Origin of the sequence: Streptomyces sp. NBC_01276, from assembly GCF_041435355.1 — a bacterium.
Lineage (GTDB): Bacteria > Actinomycetota > Actinomycetes > Streptomycetales > Streptomycetaceae > Streptomyces.
In genome coordinates, this window is the sequence record NZ_CP108442.1 from 718,638 (window position 1) to 743,572 (window position 24,935).

Sequence of the window (24,935 nt, forward strand, 5' to 3'; positions counted from 1 at the left end):
TTCGGGACGGCGCGTCCCGGACACCCCGCTCCCCCTTCCTTCCCCTCACACGACGACGAACGACTTGACGACGAACGACATCCCGAACGAAAGGCATTGACATGCAGCTGATCGACCCCTTCCGTGCGGCCGTGGCGATGTGCTCCGCGTGCGCGGCGGCGATGACCACCGAGCCGACGGCCGTGTCGCAGGAGTCCCCGGGCGACTGCTTCGCGCTGACCGGCCTGACCGAGACCGTCAAGCTGGACTACGAGGCCGTCGTCCCGGGCTCCTTCAGCATCGGCGACCGCAGCACGCACACCGACGAGTTCTTCGACGCGGACGGCGCGTCCGTGGGCCACCTGGTGGGCCACAGCTGGAAGGTCCTGAAGCGGCCCGAGGGCGACCGGCTGATGGCGTTCTACCGCGAGGAGGTCGACCTGCCCGACGGGCAGATCCAGACGGCCGGCTGGATCGACGTCAACGCCATCCTCGCCGGCGAGTGGCAGGCGCTGCACGCGGTCGGCACCGCCGGCCGGTACCTCGGCAAGGTGGGCGTGCGGGAACTGCGCAGTGTGGAGCTGCGCCGCAACTTCCAGGCGAACTTCGTGCTCTGCGGGCTCGCCGGAAAGTGACCGCCGCGGGTGCGGGGGCCGACGGTGCGCCGTCGGCCCCCGCCTCCGTACCACCACTCGTGGTTCGGTCCGTACCGCACCGCAGGCTTTTCCCGATTCGTTGACCCCTTCGACGGCCGCTGGCTAGGTTGGAAATGTGCCCGGACGGCACGAATGGGCGGTTCGACTCGCCGAAGAGATCGGAGCAGCGGTGCGATACAGGATTCTCGGGAAACTTCATGTCGTGAACGAGGGCAAGCGGTTCTACCTCTCGGCCCGCAAGAAGGAAATCGTACTCGCCGCCCTTTTGACCCGGGCGAACCACGTGGTATCGCTCGACGAGTTGATTTCCGAGATCTGGGGGCAGGAATCACCTCTGCGGGCGACCACCGCGATCCATGTCCGCATCTGCGAGCTGCGGAAGTTCCTGAGGTCCTGCGGAATCGCGGAGAGCCCGATCGTCACCCGCTCGCCCGGCTATTTCATCCGCGTCGAGCCGGGGGAGCTCGATGTGGAGAGGTTCGGTCAACTGGCTGCTCAGGGCCGTGCGGCGGCACGGTCGGGGCAGCACAACGAGGCGGTCGAGCAGTTGCGCGCCGCACTGGAACTGACGCAGGACACGCCCTTGGGAGGCCTGCGGAGCGGCCCGATCATCAATGGCTTCGTGACCTGGCTCGACGAAACCATCCTGGATTGCACGGAATTACTGATGGAATCGGAACTCGCCCTGGGCGGACACCGGGAAACGGTCAGCCGGCTCTACGCGCTCTTCGGCCGGCACCCTTTGCACGAGGCGTTCCACCGGCAGCTCATGCTGGCGCTCTACCGCTGCGACCGACGGGCGGACGCCCTGCACGTCTACCGGACCGCCCGCGATGTCCTGAAGGAAGAACTCGGACTCGATCCCTGCCTCGCGACCCGCCGGATTCACCACGCCATTCTCGCCGCGGACAATCCCCGCCTCGCCCGCATGTCGGCGTAGGCCGGCCCGGTCCGCCCGGTTCGTCAGCGCGTTTCGAGGGCCGCCAGCGCCTCCGGCAGTTCGGACCGGCCGGAAACCGTCAGCTTGCGGTAGACGACCGTGAGGTGCTTCTCCACCGCGCGGCGGGTCACGCCCAGTTCGTCGGCGATGTCACGGTTCGACAGTCCCCGCGCGGCCAGCCCGGCGACCTTCAGCTGGATCCGGGTCGGGGCCGCCGCCCGGTCGGCCGCAGGGCCGCCCGGCAGGTTCCGGGCGCGGGCCGCGAGGTCCGGCAGGCCGCACGCCGAAGCGAGGGCGCCGCCCTCCCGCAGCAGGCTCCTCGCCCGGGGGTCGCCCTCGCCGGCCGCCCGTAGGCCGAGCTGTACGAGGGCCCTGGCCAGCTCCAGACGGTGGTGCGAGCCGCGCAGCACGGCCACGGCCTCCCGCAGCAGCTCCGTCCCCCGTTCCCCGTCGGTCAGCACGCCCCGCACGCGCAGCGCCCTGCCGAGGACGGCCGGGGCACCCCAGGCCCGCGCCCGCTCGTACTCCTCGCGCATCAGCTCCCCGGCCGCCTCCACCTCGCCGAGGCGGCGGTGGGCCAGGGCCGCCCAGGGGCGCCAGGGGCCGAGGGCGGGGTTGTGCCAGCCGGCCCGTTCCAGCCGTCTGCCGCAGGCCAGGAAGTGGTCCAGCGCGGTGGCCTCGTCGCGCCGGTGGTAGGCGCGGACTCCCTGGAGCAGCTGGTGGGTGACGTTGCGGTACACCCCTGCGGTGTCCGCGGAGCCGGGGGCCGCCTCCCGGGCCAGGAGCCGGTCGGCCGCGTGCGGGTCCCCGGTCTCGATGGCGACGAGCGCCAGCGCGACGTCCGCCGCAGCGTCGGCCCCCCACCGCTGCCCGGCGGTCTCGTAGGCCCGTAGCGCCAGGGCTCCGGCCCGTACCGCGTCCCCGGACCACAGCAGGGTCACGGCGAGTTCGCTGCCGGCCAGCACCTCTGCCACCGGGGCCCGCTGGCGTACCGCGCGGGCCAGCAGGGTCTCCAGCCATCCGGGCAGGTCGGCCGGTTCGTCCGCCGCGAGCAGTGCGACCGCCAGCAGCGGCAGGGCCGTGTAGGGCAGCTCGGGCACGGCCGGGGTGCGTTCCAGGATCCGCCGGGCGAGCCGCACGGCGTCGCCGCGCTCGATCCGCCCGGCCGCCACCGCGTCGTGCAGCAGTACGGTGGCGAGTTCGCGGGCGGCTCCGGTGTCGAGGGCGGGCTCCGGGCCCAGCCCGCGGAGCCGTTCCACCGACCGGGCGAGCCGTTCGGGCGTGGTGGGTTGCGTGCAGCGGACCCTGGCCTCCAGGCGCAGCGCCACCTCGGGGCAGGCTCCGTCCGGCTCGCCGCCGGGGGCGTGGGCGGCCGACTCCCGCCGGATCAGGTCGGCGGTGTGCGGCGGCGCGGTGTCGAAGAGGGGCGGCGGGATGCGCAGGAGGGCCGCGGCCCGGCGCGCGGGCGAGGGCAGCAGGGGCACCGCCTGGGAGATGTGCCGGGTGGCCATCCAGGGGTCGAGGTTGCGCTCGACGCCCGCCAGGTCGACCAGGACCGCGGCGCGGTCCTCGCCGTCGGTGGACGCGTCCCGCAGGGCCCGGCGCAGGTATCCGACGGCCTCCTCGGGCGCGCCGCGGTCGAGCGCGGCGTCGGCGGCGGCGCGCAGCACGGTCACCGCCCAGGCGCCGTCGGGCGGGGTGGCCGGGGGTGTGACCATGAGGCGGGCCGCGACCTGTTCGGCCGGGTGCCCGCTCCGCTGGAGCAGTGCCGCCGCGCGGCCGGTGAGCCGTTGGAGCTCCTCGGCGAGGATGGTCTCCTCGGCGGCGTCCCGGACCACCGGGTGGACGAAGGCCGACGCCGTCCGGCCGGGGCGGGGGGTGAGCAGGCCCAGGCGTCGCAGCGCCCGTTCGGCGGTACGGCAGTCCACGGCGTCCAGCTCCGCCAGTGAGCCGGTCAGCCCCGGTTCGGCCCGGTCCCCGAGGACGGCCATGGCCCGCGCGAACCCGATGACCGGGGAGGGCAGTTGTTCCAGGCGCAGGGCGAGGCGTTCGCGCAGGACGGGAGGCCGCAGGCGCAGGGCCGCGGAGGCGTCCGTGCCGAACGGCCGCAGACCCGCGTGCCGCATGCTGTCGCCGACGGACACCGCGAGCATCGGGTTGCCCGCGAAGGCCTCGTGGCAGGCCTGGCCGAACGCGTCGTGGACCGGGACGCCGAGGCGGCTCTCCACGAGGGCGCGGATGGCGGCCGGTGACAGCGGTCGCAGGCGCAGCGTGCGCCCGCCGCCCGTGAGGAGCTCGCGCACCGCGGGCCGTTCGGCGCCGGGATCGCCGTCGGCGACGGTCACGACGAGGGTCACCGGTCGGGCGGTGGGCCGTTTGGCGAGGTAGGCCAGCCAGCGCAGGGAGTCCTCGTCCGCCCACTGCAGGTCGTCCACCATGAGCGCCAACGGCTGCTCGGCGGCGATGCGTTCGGCCAGCGCGCGCAGGTCCCGCAGGAGGTGGGGGGACGCCTCCGGGGCCGGCGCGGACACCCCGCCCGCGACGACGGCCCAGGCGGCGGCCCCGCCACCGTCGAGCCACCGGGCGCGGACGGGGGGCCGGGCACCGGCGAGCACGGGCTCCAGGATCTGGCGCACCACTCCGAAGGCGAAATCCCGTTCGGAGGGGGCCGCGTCGGCCCGCAGGACCCTGGTCCGCTCCCGCCCCGCCAGGGGTGCGAGGTGGTCGAGCAGCTCCGTCTTGCCCGAGCCGAGGGCGCCGGTGACGACGACGGGTGCGCCGGCGCCGGCCGCGGGGTCCTTGGCGGCGCGCAGGGCCTCGGCCACCGCGCGCAGCTCGGCGTCGCGTTCGAGGAGCATCCGGCTCAGTCCTTGTCGGGGAGGGGACGGGAGAGGTCCGCGCGGCCGGAGAGGCCGAGCTTGCGGTAGACACGGCTGAGGTGCATCTCCACCATGCGCCGGGACACCCCGAGGCGGAGCGCGATCGCCCCGTTGGTCATGCCCTCGCGGACCAGCCCGGCGGCGCGCGTCTCGGCCGCGGTCAGTTCCTCGCGGACCGGCTCGCCGCCGTGCGCCGCCGGGAACCGTCCCGGGAAGGCCCCCGGGGTCCGGCTCTCGGTTCCGGGCGCCGCGGTGGGGGTGCCGTGCACGCCGGTCAGTGCCCGGACCCGTCGCGCCCGGCGGGGTGCGGCCCACTCGGCGGGGGCGTCCCCGCGGAGCAGCAGCCGCGCCGCCTCGCCCCGGGCCGCACGGGCCCGTTCCCCCTCGGTCACCCGGCCCACGGCGAGCAGGGCCGTACCGATGGCGCCCGCGCTCCCCCACGCCCGCGCCGCCGCGAGTTCCCCGGCGGCGAGGCGGGTGGCCCCGGCCCGGTCGCCGCGGCCCAGCCGGGCCAGGGCCGCGGCCGAACGCCACGGCACGAAGGAGGGGTTGGTCCAGCCCCGGGCCAGCAGCCCGCGTCCGCATTCCAGCAGGTCCGCCAGAGCGGCCTCGTGGTCGCCGGTGCGCAGGCCCAGGCGGCCCCTGGCGTAGAGGAACGTCGGCCACCACATGCCGCTCACCGCCCGTACGGGCAGCTCCGCCGTCGCGGCCCGGCCCGCCTCGTCCACCTCGTCCCGCTCCAGGTGCAGCAGGATCCGCAGGGCGGCGGTCAGCGGCACGGACTTCACGGATCCGGAGCCGTGGGACGCCGCCCATTCGACCTCCGCCAGGTCCTGTTCCGCCTCCTGGAGCCAGCCCCGCCGCAGTGACACCGTCGCGCGTACGGCCAGGGCCGCCGCGACGGCGGTCCGCGTCCCCCGTGCGCGGGCCTGCGCGACGATCGTGTCGAGGCCGGCGGCGGCGTCCTCGTGGGAGTCCGCCAGGGCCAGCGCGTAGCAGGCCGCCAGCCGTGTGGTGAACAGCCGCGGGTGCCCCGGCGCGGGGCGCAGCGCGGCCTCGGCCAGGCTGCGCACGCGGGCGGGCGGCAGCGACCCGGCGAGGGCGCCGCGCAGCGCCGCCACGCCCTCCTGCGCGGGCCCACGCGGCGGTACGGGCAGCGGCGGTACGCGGGCCGCGATGTCCGCGCTCTCCTCCGTGGGCGCGGCGTCCTCGATCAGCCAGTGCAGGGCGAGGAGCGCGTCGTGCTCCGCCCCGCGGGTGTCCGGGTGCGCCAGGGTCCGGGGAAGGGCCGCGCCGCGGCGCACCGTCGTCTCGTGTCCGCAGGTGGTGAGGAGGTCCGCGGCGTGCAGCCGGTCCACGGCCGGGACGTGGTCGTCGGGGCTGTTGAGCAGGCGCCACCCCGCGCGCTCGTCGCAGTCGGGGTCGTCGTCGAACGGATCCGGGCCGACGGGGGCGCAGGGGTCGGCGGGCGGGGCGGTGCGGGGGGCCGGTACGGCGGCGCGCGGGGCGAGTACGGCGGCCCGCGCGTGCAGGGCCGCGCGGTCCGGCCCGGTCATGCCGGCGAGGGCCGCTTCGGCCACCCCCGGTGGGGTGCGCGGGGTGTCCGCGCCCTCGACCAGGCCGGTGTCGGCCAGCAGGCACAGCGCGCGGGACACCGGTACGGCACGCAGTCCGGCCAGTTCGGCCAGCGCGGCGGGGCCGAGGTGCGGCCCTGCGGCGGCGATGGCGCGCAGGAGGCGGACGTGCTCGGCGGGCAGGCCGTCGATCAGTCGTGCGGTGCGGTCGCCCACGGACTCGGCCGCGCGCCACGGCAGTTCGGCAGCCGTGTGCGCGCTCGGCTCCAGCCCGTCCGCGCCGATCCCGTCCACCACCGAGCGCAGCACGGCGGGGTTGCCCGCACAGGCTTCGGCCGCGGCTCCGGCGAAGGCCGGATCCACGGGCCCGTCGAAGGCGGCGGCCAGCATCGCGCCCACGCCGAGCGGGGTCAGCGGCCGCAGCGCGACGCGGGCGGCGGCGGGTGCGCCGTCGGGGCGGCCGTCCGTGCCCGGCCGGGTGGCGGGGACGGCGCCACGGGTTCCGGCGACGAGGACCGCCAGGGGCGCGCCGCGGGCCCGCCGGAGCAGGGCTTCCAGCCAGCGCCGCGAGTCCGCGTCCGCCCACTGCGCGTCGTCGACGGCGAGCAGCAGCGGCCGTTCGCGGGCCGCGGCGAGGAAGAGCTCGCACAGCGCGGGCAGGGGCAGGTCGGCGGGGTCCGGGGCGGCGGGCATGTCCCGCCCGGCGAGGAGCTGGGTGACGATGCCGAAGGGCAGGGCCGACTCCGTCGGGGAGCCGACGGCGTACACGGTGGCGCATCCGGCGGCCCGCGCCCGCGCGGCGGCGTACCGCAGCAGCGCGCTGCGGCCGGTGCCGGGTGCTCCCTCGACGGTGATGACGCGGGAGCGTCCGGCGAGCAGGTCCGCCACGGCCGCGCGCAGGAGCTCCAGTTCGCCGTCCCGCTCGACGAGTGCGTCGGGGGCCCGGTCCTCGCCCGCGGTCACCGGGTGCCCGTCCGCGGGCGGGGCGCGGACGGGGCGGGAGCGTGGGCGAGGGCGTGGGCGTGGGCGGGGGCGGGAGCGTGGGCGAGGGCGAGGGTGCGGAGCGCGTCGGGGAGGTCGGCCCGGCCGGCCAGCCCGAGCTTGCGGTAGACCGAGGTGAGGTGCATCTCCACGGTGCGCCGGGCGATGAACAGGGTCTCGGCGATCTCCTGGTTGGTGGCGCCCCGCGCCGCCGCGTGCGCGACCTGCCGCTCGGTGCCGCTCAGCGGGCAGGGGCGGACCGGCGTCGCCGTGCCGGAACGGGGACCGGGGCCGGGCCCGGTGAGGCCCGCCGCGGCCAGCGCAGCCCGGACCTCGGCCGTCAGGGCGGGCGAGCCGCAGCGCCGCGCCGTCTCGTGGGCGCGGCCCAGGTGGCGGCGGGCGCCCGCCGTGTCGCCGCACCGTGCCAGGTGGCCTCCCAGCAGCAGTTCGGCCCGTGCCCGGTCCAGCCGGGCCTGGGAACGGGAGAGCGCCTCGACCGCGCCGGTCAGGAATTCGGTGCGCCGGTCCCCGTCGGCCGCGGTGCCCGAAGCCAGGAGGGCGTGGCCGATCGCGTACGGAGTGCCCCAGCGGTCGGCCAGTTCCCTCGCCTCGGCGGCGAGTTCGGCAGCTTCCGAGGTGCGGCCGAGCAGGACGAGGGCCGTGGCGGCCAGGGGCCGCCAGGGGGCCCACGGCCGCCGGTCGAGGCCGGCCTCCGCGAGCCCCTGCTCACACCGCCGCGCGCATGCCAGCGCGCCTTCCGCGTCCCCGCGTCCGAGCCGGATCCGGACCCGGGCCATCAGGTACGGGATCCTGCCCAGGAGGGTGTGGTCCAGGTGGCTGGAGGCCACCCGGTCGAGCATCGTCTCCGCGGCCTCGGTGTCGGCCTGCTCCAGCCGGACGCAGCCCCAGGCGACGAACGGCAGCGCGGAACCACCCTGCCCGGGGTGTTCCACGGCTTCCAGGGCGGCGTGTGCGTCGAGGGCGGCGCCGGGGACGTCGCCCAGGCGGTGGCGCACCATGGAGCGTTCCGCCAGCAGCGACCAGCGGGGCAGGCAGCCGCTGTCGTCGGCCATCGCCAGGTCCAGCATCTCCAGTGCCATGCCGGGCTCGTCGGCCAGGTGGAGCACCTGGGCCGCGCGGGCGCGCATCCAGTCCCGCGGCCCGGCGCCCTCGGCCCGTACGGCCCGGCCCACGAGGTCCACGGCCTCGCGGGCGGACTCCCCCTCCACGGCGGCGAGCAGGGCACGGGCGAGCAGGCCTCCGCTCCCGGCCGGCGCCGCGTCCTCCCGCAGCGCCGCCGCGCGGACCCGTTCGCGTACGGCGGGGAACCCCGACGGCCGGTGCAGTCCGGCGGCGAGGACGGCCAGGTCGATCGTCCCCCGCAGGGCGCGGTCCTCGGCGTGCCCGCCGAGCTCCGCGGCCGGCCGGTCGAGCGTCCGGGAGAGCACGGCGAGTGCCGCCGCCGCGTCGCCCGCGGCGAGGGCGGTCATCGCGAACTGCACCGCCACCGAGGCGCGCAGGCGGACGTCACGGGTCTGGTCGAGCAGGCTCCGCAGTGCGTCCAGCGCGTCGGCGGGGTGGGTGGTGGCCAGCGCCCCGGCCAGGTCGAGGGCGGTGCGCACCCGGCCGTGTTCCTCGGGCTCGGCCTCCATCAGCCGCCGCAGGTACGGGGCCGCCGCCGACCGGGGTCCGGTGCGGCCCGCCTGTTCGGCCGCGTCGCGCAGGGCGCCGAGCATCCAGCCCTCGTCGAGCCGGGACAGGGGGAGCAGGTGCTTCGCCACCTCGGCGGACGCGAAGCCCTCGTCGTTGAGGAGCCGGGCGGCACGGGTGCGCAGGCGCACCAGTTCCCCGGCCGGGGTGGCGGCGAGCACGGCCGCGTTGAAGGCCTCCTCCCCGTCGACGGAGACGAGTTCGTCGTCCCGGTGGCCGTCCAGGAGCGTGGAGACCAGGCGGGGGCGCACGCCTGCCAGGGCGCCGACGCGTTCGGGAGAGGCGACCTGGCCGGTGCCCTCCGCCGTCGCGGACGGCGGGCGGTCGCTCCAGTCCAGGACGGCGGCGGCCCGTACGACGCGACGCTCCGTCTCGGTCAGACCGCGCAGGCGGGCCCGTACCGACGCGGTGTGGACCTCCCGCCACGCCGCGTCGACCTGCGCCACGGACCGGGCCCGCGGCGTGACCCCCGCGCGGCGCAGCCGTAACAGGATGCGCTTCAGGAGGAGGGGGTTGCCGTCGGAGAGTGCGGCGCAGCGCCAGGTGAAGGGGGGTTCCGGCGGCTGCCCCAGGACGCGTTCGACGGTCTCGGCCACCTGTTCCTCGGCCACCGGTCCGAGGCCGACGAGGCGGGTTCCCGGATGCTGGGCGATCCTGCCGAGCGCCGACCGTGCCGGAGCGGTACCGGAGGCACCCCAGGCGAGCACGGTCAGCAGCCGCGCGCTCTCGGTCCTGCGGATCAGGGACTCCAGCCATCGCAGGGACGGCCCGTCGCACCATTGGGCGTCGTCCACGACGATCACCAGCGGGCCCCGCGCCATGAGGGTGGAGGCCAGCCATTCGGTGCGGGGCGGTACGCGCTCGGCTTCCGCCCCGGGCCCGAACAGCTCGCGGACCGCGCCGTATCCGGTGGTCGCGCGCTCCGCGCGGCCCGCGGTGTGCAGCACGGTGGCCCCGCGCAGCCGGCCGTCGCGGCGGAAGCTGTCGATCAGGGCCGTCTTCCCGATGCCCGTGTTCCCGCGCACGACGACGCACCCGGCCCGGCCGGCGTTGGCCGCTTCGGCGCACGCGAAGAGGGTGGCCAGTTCGCCGGAGCGACCGGCCGGTTCGTGGGTGCGGCCGGCCCGTAGGGGGGTCCGGCCGGCCGCACCCGGCATGGTGGGCGCCGCGCCCACCGCGGCGCGGGCCGGTCCGCGCTCCCCGCGCGCGGACGGGGGAAACGCTGTCTGCATGGTGACGGTCCTCGGGGTGGATTCCTGTTCGTGCGGCGCGGTCCGGCGTTCGACGGGGCGGGCGTGACGGCGGGCCGGACCGTCGACCGGCGTACGGCGGCCGGACGCTCCCCGTCGTTCGGCGCCTGCCGGTACCGGGCCATCCTGCACCGCTCCCCTTGCGAACACCTTGCCAAGGGCTTGCCGTGGCCGAACGGCCACCTTGGAATACGCCGTTCATCATGTGATGATCCATTTTGTCTGGCGGCGGTCACGCGGTGCGGACCGATTGCCAGCGCAGCCACGTGTGCAAGATGGGGAGCTCCATGCCCGCAATTCCGACGGCGGACCGTCCGGCCGAGCCCCTGCTCAGGGTGCTGGGACCCATGGCGGCCCGCCACGACGGACGCGACCTCCCGCTCGGCCCGCCGCGCCGACGGGCCCTGTTCGCCCTGCTCCTCGTACGTCTCGGACGCGTGGTGCCCACGGAGGTCCTCGTCGAGGAACTGTGGGCCGGGGAGCCGCCGCGCCAGGCCGTCGCGACCCTGCAGAGCCACGTCTCCCATCTGCGCCGGGCCCTGCGGCCGGCGGCCGGGGCGGCCCGGCTGTCGGTGCGCCACCGGGCGCAGGGGTACGTCCTCGACGTCGATCCGGAGCACGTCGACGTGTGCCGCTTCGAGCGGCTGGTCGCCGAGGGGAGGCGGTTGCTGGAGGGCCACGATCCGGCGGGCGCGCGCGACCGGCTCGGGCAGGCGCTGCGCCTGTGGCGGGGTTCCCCGTACGCGGAGTTCGACGCCCATCCGTCCCTGTACGACGAGACGGCCCGGCTGGAACAGGTCCGGCTGACCGCCCTGGAGGTCCACGCTGAGGCCCGGCTGCTCCTCGGCGCGGACGAGGAGGTGGCCGGCGACCTCGACGGGGAGGCCCGCCGTCACCCCACCCGGGAACGCCTCGTAGGCCACCTCATGACCGCCCTGTCCCGGCTGGGACGGCAGGCGGAGGCGCTGGAGGCGTACGAACGCACCCGCGTCCACCTCGCCGAGGAGTTCGGCGTGGAGACCGACGCCGAGCTGCGCCGGATCCGGACCGCGCTCCTGACCCCGGAACCGGAGGCGCAGCCGCAGGCGGGCCCGCTCCCGGCGGACCGGCCCGGCACCGCGGCGCGCGCGTTCGCGCCCCCGCCCGCGCCGGCGGGAGCCGGAGCGGCCGGGCGCCTCGGCCCCGAGGAGCGGGAGCGTACCGGCGGGACCGGGCGGGAGGACCGGAGCGGCGGCACGCCCGTCACGGCGCCGGACGGACCCGGCCACCCGGACGCCGACACGGCCCCGGACACCGACACCGACACCGACACCGACACCGACACCACAGCGTCACCCCGGCGGGTGGCGGCCGAGCGGCCCGAGCCCGACCGCCCGGCCGGCCCCTCGCCGTTCACCGGCCGCTCCCGCGAACTGGACGGCCTGACGACCGCCGTGGCCGACGTGCGCGTGGGCCACGGGCACGTGGCCGGGGTGCTCGGCCCCGCCGGCATGGGCAAGACCCGCCTGCTCCTCGAACTCGCCCCCCGGCTGGAGGCCGTCGGTACGGAAACGGACGGGGAGGGCGGGCTGGAGGTGGTCTGGAGCCACTGCTTCCCCGGCGAGGGCGTCCCGCCCTACTGGCTGTGGACGCAGGTCCTGCGCCGGCTGTCCGCCACCCGCCCCGACGCCTTCCGGGACGCGACACGACCGTTCGGCGCCCTGCTCGCCCCCGTGATGCCCGAACGGACGGCCGGGTCCGGCGCCTCCGCCGGCCCCGGATCCGATGCCGGTGCCGGTGCCGGTGCCGGTGCCGGTGCCGACTGGGCCCAGGCCCGGTTCCTGACCAACGACGCGGTCTGCGAGGTGCTGCTCGCCCTGGCCGCCCGGCGCCCGCTGGTGCTGTTCCTGGAAGACCTGCACTGGGCCGACACCGCCTCCCTGGACCTGCTCCGCCTGCTGAGCACCCGCCGCCACGGCCACCCGCTCGCGATCGTGCTGACCGCCCGCGACTTCGAGGTCGAATCCGACGCCACCCTGCGCCGGACCCTCTCCGAGGTCCTGCGCGGCCCCCGTACCGGGACCCTGCGGCTGGACGGGCTGTCCCGCCGGGCCGTCGCCGCGCTCGTACGGGCGCAGGCCGGGCCGGGCGTGGACGCGGAGGTCGTCGAGGTGCTGCACCGGCGCAGCGAGGGCAACCCGTACTTCGTCATGCAGCTCCTGTCCCTCCTCGGCGATGCCCGCAGCCTGCACCGGTCCGATGCGGTGGACACGCTCCTGTCCCGCGTGCCCACCGGCGTGCGCGAGGCCCTGAACCAGCGGTTCGCCACGCTGCCCGGACCGGTCCTGCGCGTGCTGCGGCTGTGCGCGGTCCTCGGCACCGAGGTCGACACGGACCTGCTGCACCGCACGGTCTCCGGGGAGGAGCCGGTGGCCGAGGCGCTGGAGGCGGCCATCCGCGCCGGTCTGCTCGAAGAGGACCCGCACCATCCCGGGCGGCTCCATTTCGCCCACGCCCTGGTGCAGGAGACGCTCGTCGGCGAGCTCGCCCGCAGGGACCTGCACCGGCTGCACGCCAAGATCGCCGAGGCCCTGTGCGCGCGCAGGCGGGGGCGGGTGGGCGACGAGGAGATCGAGCGGGTGGCCCACCACACCTGGCACGCCCAGCGCGCCCTGCCCGCCGGGGAGGCGCTCCCGCGGATGCTCCAGGCAGCGGAGCAGGCCGAGCAGCAACTGGCGTACGAGCGGGTGGAGACCTGGCTGCGCCGGGCGGTGCACCTGATCGGCTTCCTGCCCCCGGACGAGACCGCGACCGTACGCCTCGAACAGCAACTGCACATCCAGCTCGGCCAGGTCCTGGCCACCACGCGCGGCTACGGCCATCCGGAGGCCGAGGCGGCGCTCGCGCACGGCCGGGCGCTCAATCCGGTGACGCGGGCCCCGGAGAGCCCGTCGGTGCTCTGGGCGCTGTGCGCGGCCTACCTGGTCACCGGCCGCTACGACGCCTCACGGCAGTTCTCCGGCCTGTTGCGGGACATCTCGCGCCGCGGCTCCGAGCCGGTGGCGGTGCTCGGAGCGGCGTACGGGGAGGGCATCGTGCTGCACGTGCGGGGCATGCTGCCGCAGGCCCTGGCCGAGCTGGAGCACGGCGTCGAGATGGCGGACCGGTACGCCCGCGACGGTCATTCCCTGGCCCGGACCTTCCAGCACGACCCGCGCGTCTCCTGCCGGTCCTACAACGCCTTCACCCACTGGCTCCTGGGCGACCGCCCGACCGCCACGGCACGCCGCCGCGAACTGCTGCGCCTGACCACGTTCGACAGCAGACCCTCGGACCGCTGCTTCGCCCTCTACGTGGACGCGGTCGTGGCGGCCTGGGAGGGCGACGCCGGCACGGCGCTGGCCTCGGGTGCCGAGGGGGTCCGGCTCGCGGGCGAGCACGGGCTGCTCTACTGGAAGGCCATGCTCGGCCTGCTCGAAGGCTGGGGCCTGACGCATTCCGCCCGGGAGGCGGAGGGCCTGGCCCTGATGCACGCCTCGATGGACCGGCTGCGCGGCTCCAGGACCCTGCTGCGCCACCCCCTCCACCTGGGCCTGCTGGGCCAGGCACAGCACCACGCGGGACGCCGGGAGGAGGCGCGGGACACCTTCCACGCCCTCCTGGCGGCGGTCGAGCAGCGCCGTGAGGACGTCTACCTCCACCCGGCGCTGCCCGCCACGGGGCTCATCCGTACCCTGCTCGGCCCGGACGGGGCGGTCAGCTCGCCTCGGCGAGGCTCCAGTGGAACTTCCCGCCTCCGACCCACCTGACCTCCCCGGGATCGTCCAGGTCGTGGATCGTGAAACCGGCGGAGGCCGCCGAGAGGAGGACGTCCATCATGGATCTGGCGGTACTGAAGACCTCGCCGTCGATCTCCACGATGCGGAACGGCGGGTCCCCGGGCTGCACACCCAGCACGGTGACGCGCGCCGAGGAGATGTAGGGAATCGTGCCTTCGGTCATCCGAAGCTCGCCTCCACTTCACGGCCAGGGCCGACGCGGGGCAGGGGCCCGTAGCTACCTGTACCCCCCTTCGGCACGACTCATGCGCCCCAACCGTTTCTTGACCGGGTTTTCGGTCAGGTGATCGTCCAGTGCTGGAGGGGCGATCCGGTGTCCGGTTGCTGGGTGACCGGGGAGCCGGCGGCCGTGGAGGCGGTGGTGAGGAGCAGCCCGCTCTTCAGCGATGCGACCGTGTGGGTGCCGTCCCGGCCGCGGACGACGGTCCAGCGCTGGTTGGTGCCGCCGTGGCAGGTCCACTGGATCACCTTGGCACCCGCCTCGGTGGAACCGCCGCTGATGTCGGCGCAGAGGCCGGACTCGGCGTTGACGATCTCGTACGAGCCGTCCGGCTGCCGCGTGAGGTTCCACCTCTGGTTGGCGCCGGTGTGGGGCGTGTAGGTGATCAGCTGGGTGCCCGCGGTGGTGCTGTGGTCGGGGTCGTCGAGGGCCTGGCCACCGGAAACGAGCGTGCGGGTGCCGTCGAGGGAGCCGGGTGCGGGTCCCACTGCCGTGAGGGTCAGGGTCTGTTCGGCCGCCGTGCGCCCGCCGCCCGCCGCGCCACCGGTGTCGGTCCAGGAGCGGACCGGTGTGGTCTCGGCCTGCCGGGAGGCCGTGGCCGACATGGCGATGACCAGTCCGCTGTACCGGTTGACGAGGCGGTAGGTACCGGTGCGCGCGCCGCCGTCGGCGGAGGTGCCGGGAACGACCCACCACTGCCGGCCGACGTCGGGGCCGCCGGATCCGGGTGCGGTGACGGTGGGCTTCGTACCCCAGGCGCGCTGCGCCGTGGAGGTGGAGTCGACGCCCAGCAGTCCCCCGGTGGCCGCGTTGGTGATGCGGTAGCTGCCGTCACCGCCGCTGCTGAAGATCCAGGATTCCAGGGCCGAACCGGTGGCGGTGGCCCGGGACGTGGTGGCGGTGCCGCCCGGGGCGGCCTGGGCGAGGACGCGGCCGGCCGCGCCGATCCGGTAGGCCTTGCCGGTGTCGAGCGGCGCGGCGGGGGTGGGGGTGGTGATCGAGACGTTGACGTACTCGGACGAGGCGCCGTTCGAGCATCCGAACGAGCAGTAGGAGCGGAAGTCCTTGCCGACGATGCCCGAGGCCGTCCTGTTCGCGCTGTCGAGGAACCACCGGTACCAGGACGCGTTGGTGTGGCTCCCGGTGTCGCCGATCAGGCGCCACTTCTGCGTGGCGAGGTTGTCGGTGACGTAGAACTGCTGGGGTGCCGTTCCGTCCTGCTTCACCGCCTGCGGCTCGGCCACGTAGAGGCCGAGGTGGGCGTTGTAGGTGATGTCCATGACGAACAGCGGCGAGGTCGGGGGCATGGCGCCGGCCGCGACCTGCTGGCCCGCCGTCCCGGTGGTGGCCGGATCGTACTCCCGGTCGGCGGGGGTGTATCCGGTGGCGCTCGCGGAGTCGACCGGCACCATGTTGCTCTCGCGGCCTCCGACACCGGGCTGGGACCAGGCCCCGTCGTACCACTTCTGCCAGGATCCGGGCGCCATCCTGTCCGCGATCGGGGCCCGGGCCACGTGCGCGTGGAACGTCTCCCAGCCGCTGCCCTTGTCCACGATCCTCGAACCGTAGAAGACGTAGAAGTAGCCCGAGGCGGTGTCGGTGAACAGGCGCGGGTCACCGTCGCCGTAGTGGTAGGTCTGTTGGGGGAACGCCGTGGTGTCGCCGCGGGCGGTGCTGTACGGGGAGGTGATGACGTGGTCCTTGACGGCCCAGGTACGGCCCTGGTCGGTGGAGACCGCGTAGTCGATCCCGTCGAAGTGGGAGCTGTCGCCGAAGGGCTGCGGGGTGAACTCGTTGTGGACCAGGCCGTACCAGTCGCCGGTGTCCGGGTCGACCCACACGCCCGTCAGGTCGCAGAAGTTGCGCTGTGAGTAGCCCGATCCGGCCGGTGCGGCGGTGGACTCGACTCCGGTGGGGCTGTTGTTGCAGCGCCAGGTGGTGTCGTTGTTCCTGTCCCTGCTGTCGGCGGGGTTCATCGCGTCGCTGATCCGGCCCGACCGGGTGGCCGTGTCGAGGTCCGTGCCGGTGTAGAAGGTCCACTTGCGCGGGTCGGAGGCGCCGTAGAGCGCGTGGGACTGCTGGTAGTAGAAGGTGCCGTCCTTGTCGAGGTAGGGGACGGCGGGGGTGTCGTCCGGCTGGGTCCAGGGCCCCTTCGGACCGACCGTGACGGTGAAGGCGGCGGCCGGCGGGGCCGCCTGCGCGGGTGGGGCGGCCACGGCCGGTGCGCCGAGGCCGGCGCCGGCCAGGGCCAGCGCCGCCGCGACGCACGCGCCCGCGAGTCTGTTCCGAGAGGCTGACACAGCTCCTCCTTCTTCGTGTCGCCGGCCCGCGTCCGTTGCGGGGCTGCCGTGTGTGGGGAATACCGGCCCCCGTGCGGACGGGGCGGACGGCCGGCCCGTCAGTCGAACGTCTCGACGAACTCCTCCGTCGGGCCGAGATCGGACCGGTCGCACAACTCGACGCGTTCACCGAGGTGTTGGAGTTCGAGCACGGTGAGCGTGTTCCGTCCCGCCCGCAGCAGGGGGCGGGGCAGGTAGAGCGTGCGCTGCGGCCCCGCTTCCCAGTAGCGGCCGAGCAGGAAGCCGTTGGCCCAGAGGAATCCCTTGCCGAATCCGGGCAGGGCGACGAAGGTGTCGGCCGGCTCGTCCACGGTCAGCCGGGCGGTGGCGAACCCCGCCGCCGCGCCGGACGCGGACGCCGCGGCGAGCGAAGGGGCCGCGGCGAGCGAGGGGGCCGCGGCGACGTCCGCCGGCGTCCACTCGTCGAGGGGGAGCCGGTGCATGGTCCAGCCGTGGACCATGCGGCGGTCCACGCGCACCCCGCCGAGGATGCCCTTGCCCTGGCCGAGCAGCGGCCCGTAGTTGATCCGCCCCTGGTTCTCCACCAGCAGCTCCAGCCGGACGCGCTCCCCGGTTCCCGCGACGGCGCAGGAAGAGGTCTCCCGGTCCAGGACGGCGACGGGCACGCCGTCGGCGAAGACCTGGGCCCGGTCGTGCAGCCCGAGACCGTCAGTTCGTACGTGCCGGGCGGCAGCAGCGGACGGGCGGTGTAGAGCACCAGGCCCGAGGCCTGGCCGAGGTCCTCGAAGCTGAGCGGTACGGGGGCGCGGACGGGTTCGCCCGTCGCGCGCAGTGCCTCCAGGAGGGCCGCTCCCCGGGTCACCGGCAGGGTACGGGGGGCGAGCAGGGGTGGGTCCGGGGGCACGGGGCGCGACGGGTCCGCGCCGCCGAGTGCGGCGAGCGTCTCGCGCAGGGCGAAGAACTTCGGTGTGAGCCCGCCGTGTTCGGCGACCGGCGCGTCCGAGTCGTAGCTGGTCACGGTGGGCCGCAGACGGTCGCCGTCGTGGTTGGCACCGGCCCAGAGGCCGAAGTTGGTGCCGCCGTGCGCCATGTAGAGGCTGACCGAACCGCCCGCGCCGAGGATGCCGGCCACGGAATCGGCCGCGTCGGCTGCCGGGCGGACGTGGTGTTTCCCGCCCCAGTGGTCGAACCAGCCGTTCCAGAACTCGGCGCAGAAGAAGGGCTCGTCCGGACGGCGCGAGCGCAGCAGCCCGGCAGCGGCGTCGGGGCGCGAGCCGAAGGTGGCGGCGGCCAGTTCTCCGGGCAGGGTGCCGCCGTCGAGCATCAGGGGGGTGGGCCCGTCGGCGGTGTAGAGCAGTTCGGTGACGCCCCGGTCGGCCAGCGCGTCGCGGACCCAGCGGACGTAGGCGTGGTCGTCGCCGTAGCTGCCGTACTCGTTCTCGATCTGTACGGCCACCACGGGGCCGCCGTGGCGGGCCTGGAGGGCCGCGACGCGGGGGATCAGCTCGTCGAACCAGCGGGCGACCGCTTCCAGGAAGGGCGGGTGCGAGGTGCGCGGGCGCATGCCGGGCGTACCGGTCAGCCAGGCGGGGAGTCCGCCGTTGTCCCACTCGGCGCAGATGTAGGGGCCGGGCCGGACGATCACGTCCAGCCGCTCCCGCCGGGCCAGGCCGACGAACCGCTCCAGGTCGCGCGGGCCGTCGAAGCGGACGTCCCCCCGGGTCCGCTCGTGGAAGTTCCACGGGACGTAGGTGTCGACCGTGTTGAGTCCGAGGGCCGCCACGCGCCGGAGCCGGTCGGCCCACTGTTCGGGGTGGACACGGAAGTAGTGCAGGGAACCGGACAGCACGCGGTGCGGTCGGCCCGCGCGCAGGAAGGCGCCGTTTGCGTGGGTCAGCGCGGCCGGGATCCCGCTCGCGGTCGATCCCCGGGATGTTATCGATGCCTTTCCGGGCGCGGACCCGGTTCCCGTACCCGTGCGACCGTCGTCGGCGAGCGGGAGGAGGGCGCCCGCGGCGTCCGCGGATCGGATCGTTTCGCGTTCCAAGGCCCCTCCCGGCGTATGCGACGGGTCGGACTATGGCAGAGAATGTTATCGATGCCAATTGAGTACGCACACATAGCTGGAAGTCCGGCGAGAACCGGCCGGGACGGCATGGGGAGCGATATCATCCGTGCTCGTGACGGGAAGGGGCGCCATGGCGAAGCGGAGCGTCGGTGACCAGGAGCGGCCTCCCGGAATGACGGACGTCGCCCGGGTCGCCGGGGTGTCGGCACAGACCGTGTCGAGGGTGCTGTCGGGCCACCCGAACGTCCAGGAGCGGACGCGGGCGAAGGTGGTGGCCGCCGTGGAACAGCTCGGCTACCGGCGCAACAACGCGGCGCGGATGCTGAGCTCGGGCCGGAGCCGCACCATCGGGGTGGTGACCCTTCAGACCACGTTCTACTCGCGGGCGGCCGTCACGTCCGGCATCGAGTACGCGGCCCGGGCCGCCGGGTACGCGGTCAGCACGGCCACCACGACCTCCCTGGACACCTCCGCGATCGAGCGGGCCCTGGCCGGGCTGGCCGACCAGGGCGTCGAGGGCGTGATCCTGTCGGTGCCGCTGATCCACACCAGCGAGAGGATCGAGCAGCTCACCCGGTCCACTCCCACCATCACGATCGACGGTTCGCGTACCGACGCGACCGGGGTCGTGGCCGTCGACCAGGACCTCGCCGCCCGTCTGGCGACCCGGCACCTGCTGGAGCTGGGCCACGACACCGTCTGGCACGTCGCGGGTCCGGCGCACTGGCTGGAGGCCGTCGGCCGGCTCGCCGGCTGGCGCGCGACGCTGGAGGCCGCCGGCCGGCAGGTGCCCCCTCCGCTGGAGGGCGACTGGTCCCCCGCCTCCGGCCATCGGATCGGGCTCGTCCTGGGCCGCGTCCCGGACGTCACCGCCGTCTTCGTGGCGAGCGACGAGATGGCCTTCGGGGTGATCAGGGCCCTGCACGAGCTCGGCAGGCGGGTCCCCGAGGACATCTCCGTCGTCGGCGTCGACGACATCGAGCTGGCCGAGTACTGCACCCCGCCCCTGACCACCGTCGCGCAGCCGTTCGCCCAGATGGGAGCCCTGGCCGTGGCGCGGCTGCTGCGTCACATCGCGGACCCCGCCGCCATGCCCGCGCCGGCGTCGGTCGAACCGGAACTCGTCGTACGGGCGAGCACCGCCCCCGCACGAGAATTCAAACAAGAATAAACACAAAACCTCACAAATCAACAGATCCGCGTGTTATGTTGGCGCCATGCAACTGGCCCAGCAAAGACGCGCGTTCATCCTGGAGGCGGTGCGCCGCGACGGTGCGGTACGGGTCGCCGAGCTCGTGGAACGCCTCGCCGTGTCCGACATGACGGTCCGCCGGGATCTGGACGCGCTCGCGGCGCGCGGCCTGGTCGAGAAGGTGTACGGGGGCGCCGTCGCGGCTCCCGGAACCCGCGTCGAGGAACCGGGGTTCGACGCCAAGGCCGCGCTGGCCGGGCCCGCCAAAGCGGCCATCGCGGAGACGGCCGCCTCCCTGGTCGAGCCGGGCAGCGTGGTCGCGGTCTCGGCCGGCACCACCGCGTGCGCGGTGGCCGCCCGGCTGCTGGACGTCCCGCGGCTGACCGTGCTCACCAATTCCCTGCCGGTCGCCGAACTGGTCCGGTCCGCGTCCCGCGACCGCGGGGAGGCCGCGGTCCCCACCCTGCTGCTGACCGGCGGCGCCCCCACCCCGTCCGCCGCACTCGTCGGCCCGCTGGCCGAGCTGGTGATCTCCTCCCTCCATGTCGACCTGCTGATCCTGGGCGCGCACGGCGTCAGCGAGGAGGCCGGGCTGACCACCCCGAACCTGGCGGAGGCACAGACCAACCGGACCCTGATCGGGGCGGCCCGCCGGGTGGCGGTCGTCGCCGACCACACCAAGTGGGGGACGGTGGCGCTGAGCGGATTCGCCCCGCTCGACCGCATCGACTGCTTCGTCACGGACGCCGGGATGCCCGCTTCGGGCCGCGAGGTCCTGGCGGACACCGTCGGCGAGCTGCTGGTCGCCGGGGCGGCGTAGGCGGGCGGGCGCCGGGCCTCCGGATCCCTCCCGTGCGGGACCGCGCCGCCCCGCACCGCCACACGGACCGGCGGCTTGTGCACCATTGCGCCGAAATACTCCTTTACCTGGGTGATCGCGGCAGGTTCGGGGTAGGCACCCGGCATGATCACTGTTGGGGTCGAGGAGGAGTACCTGCTGGTCGACCCGGATACGCTCCTGCCCACTCCGCTCGTGCAGGAGGTGCGCGCCTCGGCCCGGCTGGCACCGATCGCGGACGAGCAGGAGGTCCAGGACGAACTGCTCCAGGCGCAGATCGAAGTCGCCACCCCCGTGTGCACGGCCCTGGAGGAGGTGGGCGGTCACCTCCTGCGGCTGCGGCACGCGGTCGCCTCCGCCGCGCAGACGAACGGCTGCCGCGTCGCGATCTCGGCCACCGCGCCGGTCAGGGGCGCCCTCCCCGTGCCGATCACGGGCACGGCGAGGTATCTGAAGATGCGGGGAGAGGCCCGGCTGCTGGTCGACGAGCAGCTGATCTGCGGCATGCACGTCCACGTGGGGATGCCCGACCGGGAGACCGGAGTGGCCGTCCTGAACCGCTTGCGCGTCTGGCTCCCGACGCTGCTGGCGCTCTCCGCGAACGGGCCCCTCTGGGACGGCCGGGACACCGGCTTCGCCAGCTGGCGCACGATCATCTTCGGCCGATGGCCGGTCAGTGGCCCCGCACCGTACTTCGCGGGACTCACGGACTACGAGGCACGGGCCGACGCGCTGCTGGAATCTGGACTGGTCCCCGACCGGGGGCAGCTGTACTGGCACGCCCGTCTCTCGGAGCGGTATCCGACCGTCGAGGTGCGCTGCTGTGACGTGCAGCTGGAGGCGGACGACGCGGTGATGCTGGCCGGGGTGGTCCGCGCGCTCGCCGCCACCGCGATCGCCGAGGAGAAGGCGGGAGCCGCTCCGGCGCTGTGCCGGTCCGAGCTGCTGCAGGCCGCGACGTGGCACGCTGCCCGGCACGGGATGGCGGGCACGCTGATGGACCCGCAGGGCCGGCTGCGGAGCAGCGGCGACGTGCTGTGCATGCTGCTGGGCCACATCGCCCCCGCTCTGGAGGAGAGCGGTGACTACCGCGAGGTGAGCTCGCTCCTCCACCGGCTGCTCCAGCGGGGCACGGCGGCCGACCGCCAGCGCCGGGCGCTGGCCGAGGCCGGCCTGCCGGCACTGGCGGCCCTGATCACCGCCGACGAGAGCACCGAGTGAGTCGTCGGCCGGGGCACGGACCGAGCGGCCTTCAGGTGCGCAGGCGGCTGTTGGTCCCGTCGTGGTCGTCGGCGCTCTCGTCGTTGAACCAGTAGTCGCCCGCGGCCAGGTAGCGGAAGGAGTGCACGCTCTTCTCCGGCAGGGCGACGGTGACGGCGCGCATGCCGTCGCGCCGCGGGGCCAGGGTGTGGGTGCCGGGCTGCCAGTCGTTGAAGTCACCGACCACGCTGACGGGGCCGGGCGGGGTGTTGGCGGGCAGGACGAAGGTGACCTCGGTGCGGTCCTTGCACTGCTTGCGTTCGAGCACGGGGAGGGGCTCCTGACGGCCGGGCTGCTGTGTCTGCCCATGCTCGGACCGCCGACGGTGCCCGGCGCGCGGACGCGGCCGTGGCGCCGCGCCGCCTTCACCCGCCCGGCGCTCCACCGCGGAACGGCGTCGGGGCCCCGCCGCCCGGCGCGCGCGGCGGATCGGGGGCCGGGCGGGCGGTCCGGGCGTCCGTGGCGCGGCGTGCCCCGGGCGCAGGTGCCATGCTGGAGGGAAGTGGAGGGCCGACGCCCGGACCGCCGGGCCGGCCCCGTCAGCAAGGGAGAACGACGTGCCTGGTCTTCTTCGAGGAATCGCGCGGACCGCGGTGGTCGCCGGTACGGCGACGGCGGTCTCCAACCGCGTTTCGCGTCGGCAGGGCGGCCGGTGGGCCGAGCAGGAAGCCCAACAGCAGCAGCAGGCCGCCGCGGCTGCCCCTCCCCCTCCGCCCGCTCCCGCTCCCGCTCCGACGATGGCGGACGACATGAGCAGCAGGATCGACCAGCTCAAGGAACTCGGAGCGCTGAAGGAGCAGGGACTCCTGACCGAGGAGGAGTTCGCGCAGCAGAAGAGCAAGCTCCTCGGCGGCTGAACGGACGGCCGAAACGGGTGCCCACCGGTGGAGGGACGCTCCCTCCACCGGTGGGCACCCGCGATGACGGCCCGCCGCGCGGCTACCCGCCCTCTCCCGCTTCGTCCGCGTCGAGGGAAGCGAGGATGGCCTGCACGGGGATGCGGCCGCTCGCCACCATCTGCGCGCCGGCGCGCCGCAGGGCCCGGGCGAAGGGTGCGGCCCACCGGTTCTCGTAGACGAGGACCGCGGCCGCGTTGCCCGGCTGGAGTGCTTGGCCGGCTTCGTCGAGGTCGTCCTGGCCGAGCAGGTCGGACGAGACGCCGTCGAAGACGGACAGGCTCACGGAATCCGCGTCGTCCTGGTCGAGGCCCTCGATTTCGAGGGCGGTGACGGTTCCGTCGGCGTCCTTCCGCACGAAACGGAGGTCGAGGATTCGGATGAGGCCCTTGTCCACCAGATCGATCAGCAAGGGGAACGCCTCGCCCGTCATCCGGTTTCCGGGGAACTCGACGACCACGTAGTCGACGGGGCCCATGTCTTCGATGTCGTCGTTCATGAATGCTCCTGGCTTCGTCAGGCTGGGGAAACGCATCGATGGCCGGACGTGATCCTGTTCTCATTGCAGCACCCGCCCAGCGGGGCCGCACCTCCGCTCCGTGGCCGCGGCGCGGGGCGTGCAGGGCTCGGATCAGCCCGTTCCGGTGAGCTGGTAGAGGCTCCTGGCGACGAGCCACAGCCCCAGGAGCAGGCAGGTGACGACGATCGCCGGGTCCTTGTGGCGCTCCAGCCAGCCGCGCAGGCCCAGCAGGACGCTCTGGGCCTTCCGGGGTGAGAACACCATGTACAGCTCCATGGCCAGCAGGGTCGAGGTGGCCAGGACGCAGAAGGCCATGAGGGCCAGGAAGGACCGGGCGTGGGAGAGGTCGGCCTGCACGACGGTGGCGGCGGCGGCGCTGACCATCCCCCAGGGCTGGAGGAGCACGGCGAGGCCCGCGGCGGACCATCCGGTGGCCTCGTCCACCCGGGAGGTCACGGACGAATCGGTGGCGGAAACCGTGGCCCCCTCCTGTGCGGCCCCTTGTTCGGCCCCCTGTGCGGCCTGCTCCGGGCCGGTCGCCTTACGGCGGCGGCTCAGGCGCCTCCGGTGTTGGCTGTACACGACCAGGCCCAGCCCGATGACGAGCGTGGCCACGAGCGCTGCGATCGAGGGGGGCGAGCGCGGCGGCGGTGGCTGGCCGCCGGTGAGGAGCAGGACGAGCGCGATCACGGACACCAGGCACGCCAGCCAGGCGAAGATGAACGCAAGGCCGTTGCGCACGCCGCGGGACCCGGACACCACCAGCACGAAGGCCATGATGGGCAGCGGGAACAGCGTCACGGCCAAACCGATGAGGAGCAGGTCGAGCACCATGGCAGCGGCTCTCGGGAATCGAGGACCCCGGCCTCGGCCTGGTCAGACGGCCGCCGGGGTGAAGGGGAACAGCCCGTCCGCTCCGGCCCGCACGATGCCGTAACTGCTCTCCGGTACCTCGTGCCAGGCACCGGGCAGGTCCCCGAGGGGTTCGGAGACGACGAGACGGGTCTCGTCGGAGACCTCCTGGAGGAAGGCGACATCGGGGTGCAGCCGGCGCAGCGCGTCCACCCGGCTGCTGTAGAAGAGGGACCGGGACGCGCGCTGGCTGGAGTAGCGGAAGGCCCACACGGTTTCGCCGTCGGTGACCGCGACCGTCATCTGGAGGGGGAACTCCACCCCGTGGTCGTGTCCGGCACGTTCCACGACCCCCGCCATCCGGGCGACGGCGGTGGGCGGGTCCTGGTCGAGGCCGAAGGTGAGGGCGAGGTAGAACATCACCTCGGAGTCCGTGGTCCCCCCGATGTCGGCGTACAGCGCGGGGTCGACGAGCATCGTGAGGTCACGGCGCATGAGGTGGAAACCGTTGATGGCGCCGTTGTGCATGAACATCCAGCGGCCGTTGCGGAACGGGTGGCAGTTCGACTGCTGCACCGCCGTCCCGGTCGACGCCCGGATGTGGGCGAAGAACAGGTGGGAACGGACGTGGTCCGCCATCTCCCGCAGGTTGCGGTTGTTCCAGGCGGGACCGACGTCCCTGAGGAGCGCCGGACTGGGGTTGCCCTCGGCGTACCAGCCGACTCCGAACCCGTCACCGTTCGTGGTCTCCACACCGAGCTTGGAGTGCAGGCTCTGGTCGATCAGCGAGTGGGCCGGTTTGTACAGGATGGTGTCGAGCAGCATGGTCGTCCCCGAGTACGCGAGCCATCGGCACATGTGTCATCACCTGCGTCCCTACGGCATCGCGGGAAGCGGATACGTCTTCCCGCTCGCCCCCCGGATGTGCGGCCATCCCATTCTGGGGTGCCTCCCCGGGGAGCGCCATGCGGAACCGGGCGTGCCGGGTTCCGCAGCCCTTCC

General features: G+C 74.6%; 16 protein-coding genes and 1 pseudogene. 7 read left to right on the forward strand and 10 right to left on the reverse strand.

The window, feature by feature from the left end; translation table 11 throughout:
- Positions 1–101: 101 nt before the first annotated feature.
- Both OG295_RS02915 and OG295_RS02920 read left to right on the forward strand, forming a co-directional pair.
- A complete protein-coding gene (locus OG295_RS02915) occupies positions 102–614 on the forward strand; it encodes a hypothetical protein (protein WP_371675378.1) in 513 nt (170 codons plus the stop codon).
- Positions 615–837: 223 nt separating this feature from the next.
- Entirely contained in the window at positions 838–1,575 is a 738-nt protein-coding gene (locus OG295_RS02920) for a BTAD domain-containing putative transcriptional regulator (protein ID WP_371675379.1), read from the forward strand.
- 23 nt (positions 1,576–1,598) lie between these two features.
- Here OG295_RS02920 and OG295_RS02925 read toward each other — a convergent pair whose 3' ends face one another.
- The 3 genes from OG295_RS02925 to OG295_RS02935 are packed head-to-tail and all read right to left on the reverse strand — an operon-like array spanning position 1,599 to position 9,951.
- The gene (locus OG295_RS02925) at positions 1,599–4,433 is read right to left on the reverse strand and encodes an AAA family ATPase (RefSeq protein WP_371675380.1); all 2,835 of its coding nucleotides are present in this window, start codon (positions 4,431–4,433) and stop codon (positions 1,599–1,601) included.
- A 5-nt stretch (positions 4,434–4,438) separates the two neighbouring features.
- Positions 4,439–6,991, reverse strand: coding sequence for an AAA family ATPase (locus OG295_RS02930; RefSeq protein WP_371675381.1), 2,553 nt, complete (start codon positions 6,989–6,991; stop codon positions 4,439–4,441).
- Positions 6,988–9,951 carry an AAA family ATPase gene (locus OG295_RS02935; RefSeq protein WP_371675382.1) on the reverse strand — a complete coding sequence of 988 codons (2,964 nt, stop codon included), beginning with the start codon at positions 9,949–9,951 and terminating at the stop codon, positions 6,988–6,990. Before OG295_RS02935 ends, OG295_RS02930 begins: the two co-directional genes overlap by 4 nt.
- 305 nt (positions 9,952–10,256) lie before the next feature.
- Here OG295_RS02935 and OG295_RS02940 point away from each other — a divergent pair, with 305 nt between their 5' ends.
- A complete protein-coding gene (locus OG295_RS02940) occupies positions 10,257–13,757 on the forward strand; it encodes a BTAD domain-containing putative transcriptional regulator (protein WP_371675383.1) in 3,501 nt (1,166 codons plus the stop codon).
- Here the strand turns inward: OG295_RS02940 and OG295_RS02945 are convergent.
- The 3 genes and pseudogenes from OG295_RS02945 to OG295_RS02955 all read right to left on the reverse strand — a co-directional run bounded on the left by OG295_RS02945 (position 13,705) and on the right by OG295_RS02955 (position 18,216).
- Positions 13,705–13,950, reverse strand: a complete 246-nt coding sequence (locus OG295_RS02945; RefSeq protein ID WP_371675384.1) for a hypothetical protein — start codon at positions 13,948–13,950, stop codon at positions 13,705–13,707. The genes OG295_RS02940 and OG295_RS02945 overlap by 53 nt on opposite strands.
- 116 nt (positions 13,951–14,066) lie before the next feature.
- Positions 14,067–16,307, reverse strand: a complete 2,241-nt coding sequence (locus OG295_RS02950; protein WP_371675385.1) for an RICIN domain-containing protein — start codon at positions 16,305–16,307, stop codon at positions 14,067–14,069.
- Positions 16,308–16,405: 98 nt separating this feature from the next.
- Positions 16,406–18,216, reverse strand: a pseudogene (locus tag OG295_RS02955) (beta-galactosidase family protein).
- A 289-nt stretch (positions 18,217–18,505) separates the two neighbouring features.
- On the opposite strand from OG295_RS02955, the gene OG295_RS02960 reads away from it, so the two are divergent.
- The 3 genes from OG295_RS02960 (at position 18,506) to OG295_RS02970 (ending at position 21,626) form a co-directional block, all read left to right on the forward strand.
- Positions 18,506–19,546, forward strand: a complete 1,041-nt coding sequence (locus tag OG295_RS02960; protein WP_371675386.1) for a LacI family DNA-binding transcriptional regulator — start codon at positions 18,506–18,508, stop codon at positions 19,544–19,546.
- A gap of 46 nt (positions 19,547–19,592) precedes the next feature.
- The gene (locus OG295_RS02965) at positions 19,593–20,387 is read left to right on the forward strand and encodes a DeoR/GlpR family DNA-binding transcription regulator (RefSeq protein WP_371675387.1); all 795 of its coding nucleotides are present in this window, start codon (positions 19,593–19,595) and stop codon (positions 20,385–20,387) included.
- Positions 20,388–20,531: 144 nt separating this feature from the next.
- Positions 20,532–21,626: a glutamate--cysteine ligase gene (locus tag OG295_RS02970; protein WP_371675388.1), complete on the forward strand. Its 1,095-nt coding sequence runs from the start codon at positions 20,532–20,534 to the stop codon at positions 21,624–21,626.
- Positions 21,627–21,657: 31 nt separating this feature from the next.
- On the opposite strand, the gene OG295_RS02975 is transcribed toward OG295_RS02970, so the two are convergent.
- Positions 21,658–21,933: an isoamylase early set domain-containing protein gene (locus tag OG295_RS02975; RefSeq protein ID WP_359946442.1), complete on the reverse strand. Its 276-nt coding sequence runs from the start codon at positions 21,931–21,933 to the stop codon at positions 21,658–21,660.
- Positions 21,934–22,222: 289 nt separating this feature from the next.
- Between OG295_RS02975 and OG295_RS02980 the strand changes: the two genes are divergently transcribed.
- Positions 22,223–22,522, forward strand: coding sequence for an SHOCT domain-containing protein (locus OG295_RS02980; protein ID WP_371675389.1), 300 nt, complete (start codon positions 22,223–22,225; stop codon positions 22,520–22,522).
- Positions 22,523–22,604: 82 nt separating this feature from the next.
- Here OG295_RS02980 and OG295_RS02985 read toward each other — a convergent pair whose 3' ends face one another.
- The 3 genes from OG295_RS02985 to OG295_RS02995 all read right to left on the reverse strand — a co-directional run bounded on the left by OG295_RS02985 (position 22,605) and on the right by OG295_RS02995 (position 24,791).
- Positions 22,605–23,060: a DUF6325 family protein gene (locus tag OG295_RS02985; RefSeq protein ID WP_371675390.1), complete on the reverse strand. Its 456-nt coding sequence runs from the start codon at positions 23,058–23,060 to the stop codon at positions 22,605–22,607.
- A 132-nt stretch (positions 23,061–23,192) separates the two neighbouring features.
- Positions 23,193–23,915 (reverse strand): GAP family protein, encoded by a 723-nt coding sequence (locus tag OG295_RS02990; RefSeq protein ID WP_371675391.1) that lies wholly within the window; start codon positions 23,913–23,915, stop codon positions 23,193–23,195.
- Positions 23,916–23,957: 42 nt separating this feature from the next.
- Positions 23,958–24,791, reverse strand: a complete 834-nt coding sequence (locus OG295_RS02995) for a class II glutamine amidotransferase (protein WP_371675392.1) — start codon at positions 24,789–24,791, stop codon at positions 23,958–23,960.
- Between the last annotated feature and the right edge of the window lie 144 nt (positions 24,792–24,935).

What these genes read in the sequence shown, in the direction of transcription:
- OG295_RS02965 (WP_371675387.1), top strand. Translation starts at nt 19,593, where the DNA reads ATGCAACTGGCCCAGCAAAGACGCGCGTTCATCCTGGAGGCGGTGCGC.
- OG295_RS02985 (WP_371675390.1), bottom strand. Translation starts at nt 23,060, where the DNA reads ATGAACGACGACATCGAAGACATGGGCCCCGTCGACTACGTGGTCGTC.
- OG295_RS02960 (WP_371675386.1), top strand. Translation starts at nt 18,506, where the DNA reads ATGGCGAAGCGGAGCGTCGGTGACCAGGAGCGGCCTCCCGGAATGACG.
- OG295_RS02915 (WP_371675378.1), top strand. Translation starts at nt 102, where the DNA reads ATGCAGCTGATCGACCCCTTCCGTGCGGCCGTGGCGATGTGCTCCGCG.
- OG295_RS02945 (WP_371675384.1), bottom strand. Translation starts at nt 13,950, where the DNA reads ATGACCGAAGGCACGATTCCCTACATCTCCTCGGCGCGCGTCACCGTG.
- OG295_RS02935 (WP_371675382.1), bottom strand. Translation starts at nt 9,951, where the DNA reads ATGCAGACAGCGTTTCCCCCGTCCGCGCGCGGGGAGCGCGGACCGGCC.
- OG295_RS02990 (WP_371675391.1), bottom strand. Translation starts at nt 23,915, where the DNA reads ATGGTGCTCGACCTGCTCCTCATCGGTTTGGCCGTGACGCTGTTCCCG.
- OG295_RS02995 (WP_371675392.1), bottom strand. Translation starts at nt 24,791, where the DNA reads ATGTGCCGATGGCTCGCGTACTCGGGGACGACCATGCTGCTCGACACC.
- OG295_RS02940 (WP_371675383.1), top strand. Translation starts at nt 10,257, where the DNA reads ATGCCCGCAATTCCGACGGCGGACCGTCCGGCCGAGCCCCTGCTCAGG.
- OG295_RS02970 (WP_371675388.1), top strand. Translation starts at nt 20,532, where the DNA reads ATGATCACTGTTGGGGTCGAGGAGGAGTACCTGCTGGTCGACCCGGAT.
- OG295_RS02925 (WP_371675380.1), bottom strand. Translation starts at nt 4,433, where the DNA reads ATGCTCCTCGAACGCGACGCCGAGCTGCGCGCGGTGGCCGAGGCCCTG.